At 64.3% G+C, this 14,785-nt stretch carries 12 protein-coding genes; 4 read left to right on the top strand and 8 right to left on the bottom strand.

Features of this window, described 5'->3' with window-relative positions; genetic code table 11:
* Nucleotides 1-36 precede the first annotated feature (36 nt).
* A complete protein-coding gene (locus tag WG900_RS08145; protein ID WP_339966206.1) occupies nt 37-1,662 on the bottom strand; it encodes a class I adenylate-forming enzyme family protein in 1,626 nt (541 codons plus the stop codon).
* Nucleotides 1,663-1,780: 118 nt separating this feature from the next.
* On the opposite strand from WG900_RS08145, the gene WG900_RS08140 reads away from it, so the two are divergent.
* Both WG900_RS08140 and WG900_RS08135 read left to right on the top strand, forming a co-directional pair.
* Nucleotides 1,781-2,785: a zinc-dependent alcohol dehydrogenase family protein gene (locus WG900_RS08140; RefSeq protein ID WP_339966205.1), complete on the top strand. Its 1,005-nt coding sequence runs from the start codon at nt 1,781-1,783 to the stop codon at nt 2,783-2,785.
* Nucleotides 2,786-2,875: 90 nt separating this feature from the next.
* Complete coding sequence (locus WG900_RS08135) at nt 2,876-3,247, top strand: hypothetical protein (protein WP_339966203.1); 372 nt, start codon at nt 2,876-2,878, stop codon at nt 3,245-3,247.
* On the opposite strand, the gene WG900_RS08130 is transcribed toward WG900_RS08135, so the two are convergent.
* Nucleotides 3,248-4,936, bottom strand: coding sequence for an FAD-dependent oxidoreductase (locus WG900_RS08130; protein WP_339966202.1), 1,689 nt, complete (start codon nt 4,934-4,936; stop codon nt 3,248-3,250).
* 128 nt (nt 4,937-5,064) lie between these two features.
* Here WG900_RS08130 and WG900_RS08125 point away from each other — a divergent pair, with 128 nt between their 5' ends.
* Nucleotides 5,065-5,859 (top strand): enoyl-CoA hydratase/isomerase family protein, encoded by a 795-nt coding sequence (locus tag WG900_RS08125; protein WP_339966201.1) that lies wholly within the window; start codon nt 5,065-5,067, stop codon nt 5,857-5,859.
* Here the strand turns inward: WG900_RS08125 and WG900_RS08120 are convergent, their stop codons facing one another.
* Genes WG900_RS08120 through WG900_RS08105 form a run of 4 tightly spaced genes read right to left on the bottom strand, consistent with a single transcriptional unit; the run spans nt 5,860 to nt 11,712 of the window.
* Complete coding sequence (locus tag WG900_RS08120) at nt 5,860-6,192, bottom strand: hypothetical protein (RefSeq protein WP_339966200.1); 333 nt, start codon at nt 6,190-6,192, stop codon at nt 5,860-5,862.
* Nucleotides 6,193-6,239: 47 nt separating this feature from the next.
* Nucleotides 6,240-9,680: an indolepyruvate ferredoxin oxidoreductase family protein gene (locus tag WG900_RS08115; protein ID WP_339966198.1), complete on the bottom strand. Its 3,441-nt coding sequence runs from the start codon at nt 9,678-9,680 to the stop codon at nt 6,240-6,242.
* Nucleotides 9,681-9,690: 10 nt separating this feature from the next.
* Nucleotides 9,691-10,692 (bottom strand): AraC family transcriptional regulator, encoded by a 1,002-nt coding sequence (locus WG900_RS08110; protein WP_339966197.1) that lies wholly within the window; start codon nt 10,690-10,692, stop codon nt 9,691-9,693.
* Between the two features lie 45 nt (nt 10,693-10,737).
* On the bottom strand, nt 10,738-11,712 hold the full coding sequence (locus tag WG900_RS08105) for an enoyl-CoA hydratase/isomerase family protein (RefSeq protein ID WP_339966196.1): 975 nt from the start codon (nt 11,710-11,712) through the stop codon (nt 10,738-10,740).
* 193 nt (nt 11,713-11,905) lie between these two features.
* On the opposite strand from WG900_RS08105, the gene WG900_RS08100 reads away from it, so the two are divergent.
* Nucleotides 11,906-12,970: an AraC family transcriptional regulator gene (locus tag WG900_RS08100; protein ID WP_339966195.1), complete on the top strand. Its 1,065-nt coding sequence runs from the start codon at nt 11,906-11,908 to the stop codon at nt 12,968-12,970.
* A 75-nt stretch (nt 12,971-13,045) separates the two neighbouring features.
* On the opposite strand, the gene WG900_RS08095 is transcribed toward WG900_RS08100, so the two are convergent.
* Both WG900_RS08095 and WG900_RS08090 read right to left on the bottom strand, forming a co-directional pair.
* Nucleotides 13,046-14,023, bottom strand: coding sequence for an NADPH:quinone oxidoreductase family protein (locus WG900_RS08095; protein WP_339966193.1), 978 nt, complete (start codon nt 14,021-14,023; stop codon nt 13,046-13,048).
* Nucleotides 14,023-14,778, bottom strand: a complete 756-nt coding sequence (locus tag WG900_RS08090) for an SDR family NAD(P)-dependent oxidoreductase (protein WP_339966192.1) — start codon at nt 14,776-14,778, stop codon at nt 14,023-14,025. Before WG900_RS08090 ends, WG900_RS08095 begins: the two co-directional genes overlap by 1 nt.
* Between the last annotated feature and the right edge of the window lie 7 nt (nt 14,779-14,785).

Here is a 14,785-nt window from a genome sequence, read left to right as displayed (position 1 = left end):
GACAATCCGGCCACCGGTCCCGGATCAGGTCCGGGACTACGGACCTTCCTTCAAACGCGCAGCCGCCTTTTCGCGGATGTCGCTGGCCTTGGCCTTGCCGCTGCCGGTGACTGCGAAATCCTCGTCGGTGAACATGAGGACCCGGCGCGGCACCTTGAAGCTGGCGAGGTCGCGCTTGAGGAAGGAGATCAGTTCCTGCTCGTCGATGGCGCAGCCCTCGACCGGGACGAGGCAGGTCACCACCATTTCACCGAGCAACTCGTCAGCCACGCCCACGGTCTGCGTCCGCTTCACCCCGGGGAAGCGCGCAACCGCCGCATCGACTTCCTCAGGTGCGACATTGGCCCCGCCGGTCTTGATCATGTCGGTCAGGCGGCCTTCCCAGAAGAAGCGGCCATCGGCATCGACATAGCCGCCATCCCCGGTGCAGTAATAACCATCATTATCAAGGCATTGATCAGGCTTTTTCCCAAGATAGGTCATCATCAGGGTCGGCCCCTTGATGCACATCTCCCCCCGCTCCCCAACCGGCACCAGCGCGCCGGTGAGTGGATTGACGATCTTGAGCCAATTGCCTGGCAGGGGCGGCCCGCAGGAGCCTTGATAGTGCTCGGCCGAAACATCGCGGCCGAACGAAGTGCAGATCGTCATCGTCTCGGTTGTGCCGAACGACATCGGCTCTTCCCAGTCGAACCGGGCGGTCGGATGGCGCCTCAGGATCTCTCCCCGGGTGACGTAACGCAGGCTGGAAAGGTCCGCTCCCGCCCAGCCCTTCGCCGCTTCCAGCCGCGCCCACTGGTGCGGACGGCCGGCGAGGAAGGTCACCCGTTCTTCGCCGATCAGCCGTAGGGCTTCTTCCTCCTCGAACCACGGTTGCAGCACCACCGCCCCGCCGCTCGAAAAGGCGGTGCCGACGATCATCGAAACATTGCCCGACCAGAAAAAGCCGTTCCCCGTCCAGCTACGCACCGGCTCGCGCATCGCGAAAACGCGCGGCCAGCGCCACCACTGGATGGCAAAGGCCTTGTGCGAATGGACGATGCCCTTGGGCAGGCTGGTCGTGCCCGAGGAGAAGAAGATTCCGCCGATATCCTCAGGGCTGACGGCATCGGCGCGGGACAGGACCTGCGTGTCGCTTACCCCGTCGCCGCGCGCCACAAACTCGGCGAAGGACGCGCCCAGCGCGACCGCTTCGCGCAGATCAGGCCACCTGTACGCGTCCGGTGCTTGCCCCAAAATGGCAGCAAAGTTTTTGCCGGCCACGCGAGCCTCATAGATCACCACTTCAACCTGCGATGCAGTCAGCAAATGATCGAGTTCGCTCTCTGTCGAAAAGGTACTCAGCGCCACCGGCACGCAACCGGCCAGCGCCGCTCCGAACAGCGTGCCCAGGAATTCCGGGCGGTTGCTCATCAGGATGCCGATCCGTGCGCCGGGGTGGAGATCGCTGGCAATCAGCGCCTTCGCAAAGTCCAGCGAACGCGTCAGCAGATCGTCATAGGACCAGCTGATCCGCTGCCCATCGCCCTGGAAAACCAGTGCTTCGGCTCCGCCATGCCGCGCGGCGACGTCACGCAAGTAGCCGCCAATTGTCAGCGCGCCCATCAGCGGTTCGCTTTCCAGCGACCCGCCATACACGACAGAAAGTTCAGCCTCGCCCATGGCGTGAGGAATACTCTCCCCGCCGGCACGATCAAAGCCTCGGGAGGCCACCGCGAGGCGCCAGTCACATTGACAAGCCGCCGCAGACAAGCACCTTGCCGCCAAAGGGAGTTTGGACATGAAAGCCGCCACTATCGTCGAAGGCCAGGGCATCGATGCCATCGAATTGCGCGATGTTGATGTGGCGCCCCCTGCCCCCGGCGAAGCGCAAGTGCGGCTGCACTGCGCGACGATCAACTTCCGCGATCTGATCGTCGCCAAGGGCCTGCTGATCCCGTCGATGGGCGGCATCACCGGCGGCGGCACCCGTATTCCCATGTCCTGCGCCGCTGGCGTTGTCACCGCTGTTGGCGAAGGCGTGAGCCGCGTGAAACCGGGCGACCGCGTCAGCCCGATCTTCGCACAAAGCTGGTTTCACGGACGCGACCCGACGATGGACATGCTGGGCGGCATGGCGGACGGTGTCGCGCGGCAGATCGCCAATTTCAGCGCCGAGGGGCTGGTCCATAATCCCGACGAACTCGGCGATCTTGAGGCGGCAACCTTCGCCTGTGCCGGCCTGACCGCTTGGAACGCGTTGTTCCTCGCCCGTCCGCTGCAGCACGGCGAATGGGTGCTATGCCACGGCACCGGCGGGGTGAGCCTGGCCGCGTTGCAATTCGCCAAGGCGCACGGCGCGAATGTCATCCTCACCTCATCAAGCGATGCCAAGCTGCGGCGCGGCAAGGCGCTGGGCGCGGATGTGACGCTCAATTATCGCACCGATCCGGACTGGGCGGCAAAAGCGCGCAATGCTTCGGGCGGCGTGCACGTCGTGATCGACGTGGCGGGCGCTGAGCAGCTGGATGATAATGTCTCGGCGCTCGCCCCGGACGGCCTGATCTCCGCCATCGGCATGCTGGGCAGCGCCTTTTCGTGGACCCGCATCGGGCAGGTTCAAGCGCAGATCGTGCCGGTCAACGTCGGAAACCGCGACGAACACGAGGCGATGGTGGCCTTTGCCGCGAAGCACGGCATTCGCCCGGTGGTCGACGTGGTCTATGATCTGACCCGCATCCACGATGCGTTTCGCCACGCAGAAAGCGGGCAGTTCTTCGGCAAGGTTGGCATCAATCTCTATTGATGCCTGTCTGCACGGTATGACCCGCCACACCTATCTTATCCACACGTTCACCATGGCCGCGGACGGCTGGCGGACTATTTCGTCCCGCTTATGGCACAGCGCGCGGAAAAGGCCGTGGCCGGCCCGATTCCCAGCGGACTTGTGCTGGACATCGAGCAGGAAAAGCTGCGGATGGAACGCGACAGCAATCCGCAGGCCCCGGTTGAGACCGTGCCCGATGCCCGGCCATGGCTGTGCAAGACGATCCACATGTGCGACCGCGAAGAAGGCGGTGTGCAACTGACCTTTACCGACGAGGCCTCGATCGACGCTTACCTGATTCTCGACGAGCAATCGCTTCGCGCCACGCTCGACGTGTTCCTGATCTCCTACCGTGCGCTTGAGTGGGGCGAGCAGGTCTTTCCGGACTGGGTCGCCGCGCGGGGGAACGCACCGGTGGTGGAGCGCGGGACGCTCAACTGATCAGATCGAATTATCCACTCCGGCGGCGTGCTTGGCAGCGATGTAGCCAAAGGTCATCGACGGCCCCACACTGGCACCCGCGCCCGGGTAGACCCCGCCCATGATCGACGCGGTGGAGACGCCGCAGGCATAGAGCCCCGGTACCGGCGTACCATCGGCCTTGATCACCCGTGCGCGCGCATCGATCAGCGCGCCGCCATAGGTAGAAACGTCACCGGGAATGATGTCGATGGCGAAGAACGGGCCCTTGTCAATCCGGGCCAGCGCCGGATTGCCGTCCTTGAACGGATCGCCCAGCCACTTGTCGTACTCGCGCCCGCCGCGGCCGAAATCCTCGTCCACGCCCTTGTCGACGAAGCCGTTCCAACGCTCGAGAGTGCCGCGCAGGGTAGCCGGATCGACCTTGATCTGGGCGGCAAGGTCCTCGATCGTTTCTCCGACCTTTAGGTAGCCGCAATCGACCAGATCCTTGCGGACTTCCGGCTTGCCCAGCCACTTGTTCAGCACCTTGTAGTTCTCGGCATAGTTCTGGTCGAACACCGCCCAGCTGGGCACGGCGGGAACCGTGCGGTTCCGTTCGAGCATGTTCTGACAGTAGAGTTCGTAGGACCCGCCCTCGTTCATGTAGCGCACGCCTGACTGGTCGACGAGGATGCAACCTGGCTTGCCGGTGATGCCCTGCCCGCCCGGCTTGACGAAATCCTTGTCGAAACCGGGGGCGTATGACGTCTGGTAGCCGACCATCTGGTCCATCTGTGCCAGCACGCCGCCGACGCGTTCCATTTCGCCAAACAGGTCGCCGGTGTCACCGGGCGGTGTGTTCGACCATGCCGCCTTAGTGCCCGGCATATACTTGTCGCGCATGGCCTGATTCTGGGCAAAACCGCCTGCGTTGACGAGCACGCCAAGGTTCGCGCCGATGCGTCGGGACTGGCCGTTCACTTCGGCGATCACGCCCACGACCTTGCCTTCCTCGACAATGAATTCCTTCACCGGGGTCTGCGTGCGGATATCCACGCTATCGGCTAGCGCCGCCTTGAGCATCCGCCCCTGCAGCGCCGCGCCAGCGGTGGTGAAATGCTTGCCGGTGAGCTTTGCACCAACCACGCGGAAGGCGATTTTCAGGAACTTGAGCTTGATGCCCCAACTCTTGTGCATGAAGTTGGTCACCTTCATGCCGTCGTCCAGCTTCGCCGGGAACGGCGCGAAACCGGGGGCGAGTTTGGTGCGCCATTCGCCCAGTTCGTTGGTATTGAAGAACTTTGCAGTAACGCAGCGAGAGGTTTTGCAGCCGCCGGGCAGGTCATCGTAATAGTCCGGCCAGAAATCGGTGGCGCGCTCCATCTCCACGCCTTTGCTGATGATATATTCGAGCATCTTGGGCGCTTCGGTGACATAGGTCAGCCGTTTTTCATGGCTGGTGCCGGGCGCACTAGAGCCATCATCGCAGACAGCATCGAGGTAGGTGATCCCCTTTTCCGCGCTTTCGCCCGGCTCCTCTGCGCGGATGAAACGGTTGTTCGGGATCCACATGACCCCGCCCGATTTCGCCGTAGTGCCGCCGACGTAGGGCATCTTTTCGAGGATCACGACCGATTTACCGGCATCGCGCATGACCATGGCCGAAGACATCGATCCGGCCCCGCTGCCGACCACTACCCAATCGAAAGTCTCGTCAAAACCGGACATCGCATACCTCTCCTCATTGCCGCCAATTGAGCCCGGAAGCGTGCGGCGATCAAGGGCTTGGGGGGCCTATATCGCAGGGGCGCGGATTGGCGGATTGCCGAGGCGCACGGCGGTGCTAGACAGGCCCGATGAGCGAAGTTCCCCAGTTCGAAACCGTCCAGCTCGTCCGCAAGGGACGCCGGCTCGACATCGTCCTCAACCGGCCAGACGCGATGAACGCGGTCAATCTGCAGTTGCACGACGAGCTTGCAGAGGCGCTGCACTTCGCGCGCATCGATGCTGCATCCGACGTGATCGTGCTGACCGGCGCTGGCCGGGCATTTTCGGCGGGCGGCGACCTCGACCACATCCTGAAAAACGCAACGACGCCTGCGCTGTTCGACCATGAGGCGGAAGTCGCCAAGCGCATCGTCTATACCCTGCTCGATATCGACAAGCCGGTGGTCTGCCGCCTGAATGGTCACGCGGTCGGCCTCGGCGCGACGCTGGCGCTGTTCGCGGACGTCATCTTCGCATCGGAGAAGGCCAAGATCGGCGATCCCCACGTGCACCTCGGCCTTGTCGCCGGCGATGGCGGCGCGGTGATCTGGGCGGCGCGGATCGGGCTGGGCCGGGCGAAGGAATACCTGCTCTCGGGCGACCTGCTAACGGCGCAGAAGGCTGCCGAAATCGGCCTCGTCAATCACTGCCTGCCAGCGGAAGAGCTCGACGGCGCGGTCGATGCCTTCTGCGACAAGCTGCTCACCGGCGCGCAATATGCCATCCGAGCGACCAAGGTGCTGGCCAACATGGAGCTCAAGCGCGTTGCCCATTCGCTGATGGAAGCGGGCATCGCGATGGAATCGGTCAGCGTCCGCAGCGCCGATCACATGGAAGGCGTGATGGCGCTGCGGGAAAAGCGGGCTCCGAAGTTCGGGGGCTGATCAGCCCTCCACCCGCTCGCCGAATTCCTCGAACACCACGGTATAGGCATTGGCGCTGTCTGCCGCGTCGCACGGCGTCATTTTGCCTGAGGCCGATGCCGCGCCGATCGCGCCCAGTGTCTGGCGGATGTCATCGCATTCGATGTCGTAGATCGCCAGGTAGGGCCGCTCGTCATAGCCCTGCAGCGGCGCTGCCAGCTTGTAGCGCTGGGCGCCGGTAACGCCCGGCATGGCGCAGAGTTCGACCAGGTGGACGTTCTGGTACCAGTCGTTGAATTCCTCATCGCGGCCTTCGACCGGACGTGTCAGCGCGATCATCTTGTAGCGGGGCATGTGGGTTCCTCTCTCCCGGTTTCTGCGGCGAGACTACGCTGCGCCGGTCAATCGGCAAGCCGCTCCATGAGCGCTGCCGCGTGTTCCCGCCAGCGCGATACACCGGCCTCCTTGACCTCACCGAATCCGGCGACTTCGCGCGGGGATGAAGCAAGTTCGACCGCCAAGACCAGTTTTGCCGGGGACAGCGAGGCAATCGCCGCGTGAAGCATCGCGAGATATTCCCCGGCCAGCGCCCGTTCCATGCGCCGCTCCGCCGTGTGGCCGAACGGATCGCACCAACGTCCGCGCAGGCCCTTCATCGCCGCGAGAACACGGAAAACCGGGAATATCCAGCCGCCGAAAGCAATCTTGCGCGGCCTGCCCGTGCGCGCGTCCTTGCCGAGCGGCAATAGCGGCGGGGCGAGCCAGACCTTCAGCTTCGGCGCGCCACCAAAGCGGTCGCCCAGCGCGGCGCTGAATTCCGGCGCTGTGTAGAGCCGGGCGACTTCGTATTCGTCCTTGTAGGCGATCAGCCGGGCAAGATGGCGCGCGGCTTCGATCAGGAACGGCTCGCGGTCGGCGATGCCTTTTGCCGCCAGCGATGCGTCCAGTTCCTCGATGTCCAGGCGGTAGCGCGCCGCCACCTCCGCATTCTGCCACACGGTCAAGTGTCGCACCCGGCTCTCAAGCATGGCAGCAAGCGACTTTGGCTCGCCCGCAGGCTCCAACCCATCACCCGCCAGCGCGAACAGCGCCTGCGGATCGACCGCCGCCAGCCGGCCCATGGCGAAAGCATCGAGATTGTCCTGAACCTTGACGCCGTTAAGCCCGATTGCCGCCTCTACCGCCTCGATTCCGACCGGTAGAAGTCCCTGCTGTGCCGCGAAGCCCAGCATCATCAGGTTGGTGTAGATCGAATCGCCGCACAGCCGCGTCGCCAGTGATGATGCACGCAGGGTAGAAATGCCCTCGGGCGTGATGCGTTTGCCGATAGCGGCAAGAAAGCGCGCCGCCGACAGATCGAGATCGCGGTTGGTCTGGAATTCGCCGGTTGGCTGGACATCGGCATTGGCCAGCAGCCGCGTATCGCCCCGCGCCATGGCCAGCACGTCGGGCGCGGATGCGACGACAAGGTCGCAGCCGATGACGAGGTCCGCTTGGCCCGCGCGCAGCCGTGCCGAGGGTATGGCCTCCGCCGAAGTCGCGATCCGGACGTGGCTGGTCACCGCCCCGCCCTTTTGCGCCATGCCGGTCATGTCGAGCACCTTGGCCGTCTTGCCCTCCAGCTGCGCCGCCATGGCAATCAGCGCACCCACGGTCAGCACCCCGGTGCCGCCAATTCCGGTAACAAGCATGGCATGCGGCCGCGCGCTGGTGTCCATCACCGGCGGCACCGGCAGTCCAATCACCCGGCGCGCCAGTTCATCACGGTCGAAACCGTGGCGCGCAATCTTTCCTCCGCGCACCGAAACGAAGCTGGGGCAAAAGCCCTTGAGGCAGGAATAGTCCTTGTTGCAGCTGGACTGGTCGATCGCGCGCTTGCGGCCGAATTCGGTCTCGACCGGCTCGATCGACAGACAGTTCGACTGGATGGAGCAATCGCCGCAGCCTTCGCAGACAGCCGGATTGATGAACAGGCGGTGGTCGGGATCAGGGGTCAGCCCGCGCTTGCGGCGGCGGCGCTTTTCGTTGGCGCAGACCTGATCGTAGACGATGGCCGAAGTGCCGGGAACTTCGCGCAGTTCGCGCTGCACTTCGTCAAGATGGTCGCGGTGCAGCACGCGCTGGCCAGGAGGCAGATCGGCCGCCTTGAACCGTTCCGGATCGTCGCTCACCAGCACCACCGGATGCACGCCCTCAACCACCAGTTCGCGCACGATCTGCTCTGGCGTCAGCGCGCCTTCCGCGGGCTGGCCACCGGTCATGGCAACGGCATCGTTGTAAAGGATCTTGTAGGTCAGCCGGCTCTTCGCCGCGACCGAGGCGCGGATCGCCAGCAGGCCCGAATGGGTATAGGTGCCGTCGCCCAGGTTCTGGAACATGTGGGGCGCATCGACGAAATGCTGCGCGGCAAGCCAGGGCATCCCCTCGCCGCCCATGCCCACGGTCTGCATCGTGTTTCGCGACGGCATGTAATGCGCGAGGCCGTGGCACCCCGTGGCACCCATCGCCTGCGAGCCTTCGGGCACCAGTGTCGAGATGTTGTGCGGGCAGCCCGAGCAGAAATAGGCCGGACGACTGGCGGTGATCGACAGGCCCTTGGCGCCGTCCTCCAGCGCGGTGAGCGCAGCGTGGCGGGCGCGGAGATCGGCATCGGCCATGCCCAATGCTTCGAGCCTCTGGAACAGCGCGCGGCGCACCGATCCGGGGTCAAGCACGCCGACCGAGGAAAGCAGCGGCCTGGCCGCACCATCGGTCTTGCCGGTCAGGCGCGGGATTTTGGCCTCGCCATAGAATGTGCGCGCGAGTTGCTCCTCGATCATCGGGCGTTTTTCTTCGACCGCGAAGACTTCTTCCGCGCCAAGGCAGGCCTCGCGCGCGAAGTGGGGTTCCAGCGGCCAGACCATGCCGAATTTCGCTACGGCCAAGCCCAGCGCCTCGCACCGCGCCGCGTCCAGCCCGAGATCGTCGAGCGCCTGGGACACGTCGAGCCACGCCTTGCCCGCCGTCGCGATCACCAGCCGCGCGCCGGCCCGGCCATGCGACATCCGGTCAGTCCGGTTGGCACGCGCAAAAGCCTGCGCCATTGGCAGGCGGCAATCGACCACGATCGCTTCCTGCTGCAGGGCCGTCATGCCCTGCCACAGGTTGAGCCGTACGCCGGGCGGCGCATCGGGCATGATGATCGGAAAATCGGTTCCCGGCAGCGTTACCGTACTCGTCAGGTCGAGCGTATCGGTCACCGCCTTGATGCCGATATATAGCCCGCTGGCGCGCGACATGGCGAAGGCCAACTGGCCAAGGCGCAGCAGGTCCTCGGTCGTCGCGGGGTAAAGCACCGGCACGAAACCGGCGATTAAAGTGTGTTCGCTCTGGTGCGCGGTCAGCGAGCTTTTCGCCGCGTGGTCGTCGCCGGCAAGGATCAGCCCGCCGCCCTTCACTGCGGTGCCTTCGAAGTTGGCCTGCTTGATCGCCTCGCATGCGCGGTCGACGCCGACGCCCTTGGCGTACCAGAGCGAAAATACGCCATCGACGCGGGGCTTGCCGTACCAGTCGATCTGCTGCGTGCCGCGCAGCGCCGTGGCTGCAAGTTCCTCGTTCAGGCCGGGCTCGAAACGGATATCGTGCGCGGTGAGCAGCTTTTCCGCCGCCCACAATTGCGCGTCGAGCGTGGTGATCGGTGAACCGCGATAGCCGGTGACATAGCCCGCCGTCTTCAACCCCGCCGAGGCATCGCGCCGCGACTGATCGAGCAGCAGACGCACGACCGCCTGCAGCGAGGACAGGGTTACCTGCCCTTCGCCCTGCAGAAACTTGTCGTCGAGCGAAACGACATGCTTGGTCATTTAGATCGCATCAGGGAAGCGCGATGCCGGTTTCATCATGCTCGGCGTCATTGTCCGCAAGCCCGCGGTATTCGCGTGGATTCTTGTTGAACACGCGCTTGAACATGCGGCTGAAATGCGCCGGGCTCTTGAAGCCGACGCCATAGGCGATCTCGCTGATCGATATGTCGCGGGCATCGGTGGCGGTGAGCCACGAGCGCGCCTTTTCCAGCCGCTGTTCCCAAACCAGTTCGGAAAAGCTGGTGCCCTTGAGCCGCAGCAGGAACGACAGGTAGCGCGGCGAAATCCCGCAGCCACGCGCGACCATCGTAGTGGACAATTGCGGGTCGGAGAGGTGGACCTCGATGAAGCGCAGGACTTCCTCCAGCCGTCGGTCAGCGATGGTCTGGCGTGTGGCAATGCCATCGCTGTCCGCCTTCACCGCATTGCCGATAATTTGCAGCGCGCAATCGACCAGCGCGCGGGCGCTGTCTGGCGTCAGGTTGCCGTCATCCTCGAACACGTCAGTGAACAGGTTCTCGGCAATCGCCATTTCCGGCCGCTCGCAATGCAGGAACAGCCCGGTGTCGAAATCGCGGGTGATGTGCGCGCGTAGGATGTGGGTGGGCACGGTAACGTGCAGCGTCTGGTTCACGCCTTCCTCGTCAACGTTGCATTCGATGAGGAACGGCGACATCGACCGGGTGATCGCGAAGTCGCCGGGATGGGCCACCTTGTTGCCGCACTGGTTGGACAGGCCCAGGCTGCCGCGCTTGACGAACCACAGCACCGCCAGATCGGTCGCATCCTCGCGGATGTGCTGACGGGTCCGGCGGAAATAGCTCTTGGGGCTGGTCGTCATGCGGATGATCGAGATCGGCCCGACCGACTTGCGCTCGGCCTTGACCTCTACCGAAGGGCCTTCGTCCAGCCAGTAATCGCCCAGGTAGTATTCCTGGGACCGTTCGCCGCGAAACAGTTTCTGACATTCGCGGACGTTGCGTCGATCGAGTGAAAACAGTGTTTCTGCCATGTGCCCTCTCCCAAAGGCGCCCTCTCCCAAAGGCGGTTTCAGTGCTTATCCCTTGCGACCCTTCATCGAGAGTCGCCATTCGGGCGGATAATTGAGGTCGTTGTTCTTCACGACCTTGCCGATGCCCTGCTCAAAGGTCGCATCCTTGCCGAGGTTGACGTCGTTCGCGCCGTCATCCTTCATCAGCGGCAACATGCCTTCGAGCCAGCCGGTGAGCAGGCTGCCGAAGTATTCGCCGCGGTACTGCTTGTAGGCCTCAATAAAGGTCTTCTGCGCCACGACGACATCGGTTGGCCGGGTGATCGAGCAGGCATTGGCGTACTTGGCCGTCTCCGCCTCAAGGCTCTCGCGCGATACCACCGAATTGACGAAGCGGTTGCAGGTGAACATTTCGGCCGCGGTGAACGGCCGGCCGGTGAACAGCATCTCCGAAAAGGCGCGCAGGCCCACGGTTTCCAGCCATTGCCACATGCGCGGGCCCCAGCCGGCATAGCGGAAGCTCGGGTGGCCAAACAACGCATCGTCCGAGGCGACAATGATGTCGGCATCGGCGCACTGGTAGAAGTGCCAGCCATAGCAATAGCCCTTGGCCTCGATGATCGAGATCTTCTTGAACTCCTGCAGCGGCCGGTTGCCCGAGCGCGCCTTGGCATAATAGTCGGTCAGCCCGTGGAGGTACCGGTACGATCCCGGCGGCGGGTATTTCACGTCCTCATCGTCGATTTCGAGGTCGGTGAGGAAGCCGTCGCCTGGCTTGGGATTGAGATAGAGATCGCCATGCTCGTCGAGATCGCCGCCCGAACCCAGGTGATCACCCTCGCCCCGGATCACGAGGACCTTCACGTCATCGTCGATGTTCGCCTTGTGCACCAGTTCGCCAAACCGGGCGCGCATGCCGATGGTGGCCGTGTTGTGCTTGTCGATCCGGCTGAAGGTGATCGTCGCGATGCGAGTCGCCTTGTCCTTGACGTAAAGGACGTGCTTTTCAGCTTCGCGCTTGTGATCGGCGATCGTCTTCATGGCGTCTGGCTCTCCCTCCGGGACTATGTTTTCTTGGACAGTGGTGTGCCACAGGGCGAAAGGCAATCACCTGCAGTTCGCGCAAGCCAATCGATAGGAAACGCAGGACATGCTGGACACCGCCCCCGCGCGTGGTAGCTTTCACCCATAACGAATTGAGTTCCCCGCGCAGACGGGGACTCGGGAGTGGGTGATGCCGGACGAACCGTTTTTCAGTATCGATGGTCCGCTGGACGTCTCGCCGGCGAGCGGACAGGTGCGCGCGGCCAACTTCGCCGGGCTAGCGCAGCTTACCCGCACGCTTGGCCGCGATGCGCGCGGGATCATGGAACGCCACGGCATGGAAGCCCGCGTGCTCTCCGACCCGGAAAGCCACATCGGCGCGCAGCAGCTGGCCGACGTCTTCGAATACTGCAGCGCGGCCTTTGACGACAGCCTGTTCGGTCTGCACTTCGCGCAGAACCAGGACCCGGACGTGTTCGGCTGCATCACCGCCCTCGCCCGCGCTGCGCCGACCGTGCGCGAGGGGCTGGGCGCTTTCGTCGAATATATGCCAGTGGTCCACTCGCCCGATAGCGAAGTCCTGCTGATTGAGGACAAGGAAACTGCCGAGTTCTGCTGGCAGGTCAACACCGACCTCGGCATCAACGATCAGGCGCATTATCAGGCGGCCATGCTCAACGTGAAGCTGCTGCAGATGCTCGGCGGGCCGAACTTTCGTCCCACATGGGTCAGCCTGTCCGCCGAACCGCGCGCCGCCGACCTGCCCGAGATGGAGCGTCTGCTCGGCTGCCGCGTCCACGCGCGGCGCAACCGCAATTCGATCGCCTTCCCGCTCCACACGCTCGATCAGCCGCTGGCGACCTCGAACCGGCTGCTTTACCGCCTGCTCGGCGGCTATCTGGAACGCGTGCGTGATACGCAGAAGGTTGGGCTGGCGGAAAAGGTGGAGAGCTATGTGCGCGGCGCGCTACCGGCGGGCAATTGCTCGGTCGAACGCTGCGCCGCCAAGCTGGGACTGTCCGTGCGGACGCTGCAATCGCGGCTGGCTGAACAGGGCCTGCGCTTTTCGGAACTGGTTGAAGGTCAACGCGAAGCCATCGCCCGCGATTTCCTGCGCGCCTCTGTGCTGTCGCTGGACGAGATTGCGGAACGGCTGGGTTACGGCGACCAGACCAGCTTTGGCCGCGCATTCAAGCGCTGGACGGGGATGACCCCGCAGGCGTTCCGGGTGATGGACGCGTCGTCCCAGACTTGATCCGGGACCGGTGGCCAGATCGATCCGAGCTTGCGTCCAGTCTCCAGCGGTCCCGGATCAAGTCCGGGACGACGGTCACCCCATCTCCAGCACAACCCTCCCAGCCGCCTTGCCCGAAAAGGCCAGTTCCATCGCCGCGACATAGTCCTCTAACGGGAACTTCGCAGCAATCGCCGGGTGGAAATGCCCCTGTGCCGCCAGTTCCATAACCTTCACCCGGTTCGACGCCGCTTCCTCGGGCCGGTTAAGCGCATGGCCGCGCATCTGCACGCCGACGAGGCTGGCGCATTTTAGCAGGGGCAGGTTGGTCTTGAGCGCGGTGAGCCCGCCCGTAAAACCAATCACCAGATGCCGCCCGCCATAACCGAGCGTTCGGAATGCAAGATCCGTCGCCTCGCCGCCGACCGGATCGAACACGATATCCACGTCCTTGCCGCCGTTCGCCGCCTTCACCTGATCGCGCCAGTCCGCCGCGCCCGTCGTCACCACGGCATCGGCGCCGCCAGCTTTTGCCGCCGCCTGCTTTTCCGGGCTGGAGGCCGAGGCGATGACGTGGAGGCCAAGGTACTTGCCCACCTCTACCGCCGCATAGCCCGTACCGCCCGCCGCGCCGAGCACCAGCAGACTCTCGCCCGGCTTGGCAGCCGCGCGGTCAACCAGCGCGTGCCATGCGGTCTGGTAATTGACGGGAAAGACTGCTGCTTCTGCAAAGCCCATGCCCGCCGGGATCTTGCTGACGTTGGCGGCATTGAACAGCGCGGCTTCGGCAAAGATGCCGCCAAGGCCTGATCCGAACACCCGGTCGCCCGGTGCGAAGCCCGTGACGCCCGGACCAACGGCCTCAACCACGCCGGCATATTCGCTGCCCGGAATATACGGCAGCGGCGGCTTGAACTGGTATTCCCCGCGCGCGGTCAGCACATCGACGAAGGAGACGCCGGCGGCCTTGATGGCGACACGAAGCTGGCCTTCGCCGGGCTGGCCGGGGTCGTATTCCCTGAGCGCATAAGTGTCAGGCGGGCCGAACTGGTCGGCGATTACGGCGCGGGGCATCAGTGCTGGCCCCCGTCACACCGTATCAGCGCGCCGGTCACATTCACCGAGGCCGGGCTGGCGAGGAACAACGCAGCGGTGACGATGTCCGACGGATCAGCCGCCACCCCGCGCGGGGTCGGGATCGGCCCTTCGCCCTTGTCGGGCCACGCCTGCACGATGTCGGTCTTAAATGCCCCAGGCGAGAGCGTGTTCACCCGCACGTGCGGCGCATACTCGTGAGCGAAGCTTTCCGACATGGCGTTTAGCGCCGCCTTCGACGATCCGTAAGGCACCACCTGTGGCAGTGGCATCAGCGAACCGGAGGAGGTGACGTTGATGATGCACCCCCCTCCTTCTCCCTTGGCCCCGGCATCATACATCCGCTTGCCAATCTGGCTGGCGAGGCGGAACGGGCCCTTGAAATTGAGGTTCACCACCGAATCGAACAGCGCCTCGCTTACCTCGTGGCTGGGCGCCCGCGGGCTCATACCGGCGTTATTCACAAGGATATCCACACGCCCGAAGGCGGCATAGGCCCCCTCGACCAGCCGGTCGCAGTCGGGCCACTTGCCGACATGGGCGGAGATCGCCAGCGCCCTGACTCCCAGCGCGCGGCATTCCTCGGCCACCGCCTCGCAGTTTTCCAGCTTGCGGCTGGCGATGATCACGTCCGCGCCGCGCTCAGCAAAGGCCTTGACCATCTGATAGCCCAGCCCGCGCGAACCGCCCGTGACGAGCGCCACCTTGCCAGTGAAATCGAACAGCGGGTCCATCACAGAT

Source organism: Novosphingobium aquae (assembly GCF_037572715.1).
GTDB classification, from domain to species: Bacteria; Pseudomonadota; Alphaproteobacteria; order Sphingomonadales; family Sphingomonadaceae; genus Novosphingobium; species Novosphingobium aquae.
Note: the sequence above shows the minus strand (reverse complement) of the source record. Positions and strands in the feature narration are given on the sequence as shown.